The organism is Paenibacillus sp. P4_A7 (assembly GCF_056402455.1).
Genome location: NZ_JBFUHJ010000879.1, coordinates 1 through 763 on the forward strand (window position 1 = coordinate 1; position 763 = coordinate 763).

The 763-nt window shown below is 39.3% G+C and carries 1 protein-coding gene and 1 pseudogene; both read left to right on the forward strand.

Annotation, left to right across the window (positions count from 1 at the left end):
- Positions 1–524 (forward strand): SDR family NAD(P)-dependent oxidoreductase (locus AC1DWN_RS34670; protein ID WP_477563335.1); only part of this gene is annotated, 524 nt, incomplete at its 5' end.
- A gap of 1 nt (position 525) precedes the next feature.
- Positions 526–763, forward strand: a pseudogene (locus AC1DWN_RS34675) (AMP-binding protein); the annotation flags it as partial.

Genomic DNA, 763 nt, shown 5'->3' on the forward strand with positions numbered 1-763 from the left:
TTATTGTGAGTAACGCTGGACTATCAATCAGGCGTTCAATTAACCAATCATTAGACCGATATCACGATTTTACTCGGACGATGGCCATCAATTATTTTGCGCCGGTTCAATTGCTGTTATCAACTATTCCTCTTCTGGCAAAAAATCAAGCTCACATCATCAACGTATCTACTATCAACGTGTTGTTAACGCCCTTCCCCTATTGGGCAGCTTATCAGGCATCTAAGTCAGCGTTCGATACTTGGTTTCAGTCCACTGCTCCTGAGCTAAATGCTATGGGTATAACAACTACTTCTGTATATCTTCCTTTAGTGAAAACACCCATGATCCTGCCGACACCTGCTTATCAAGAGCTGCCAGCGATGAGCCCGGATCATGTTGCCAAAATCATTTGCAAAACAATGTATACACAACAGCGAACATATAAGCCTTGGTGGTTAATTTTTGGACAGTTGGCATCGCTTGTTTTCAGTGGAATTTGGCGGATAATTGCTCCTCGTATGCTAAGGAAAAGGAGAAAGTGAAATGAATTTAATTAAAATAGTTCATATATTCTATAAGCTTAAGCTGCTTTCTCCATTCGGATTGTACAGGTTAATTTCCGCCATTCGTAAATATGGAATCAATGTAATGACTCTGCTGCGTTTTTCAGAGAGTGTATATGGTAATAAGTTTGCATTAGTCGATGAGAATGAAACACTAAGTTACAAGCAATTATTGTCACAATCAGAGAGGCTTTCACTTCTTTTACAGGAGAAATATC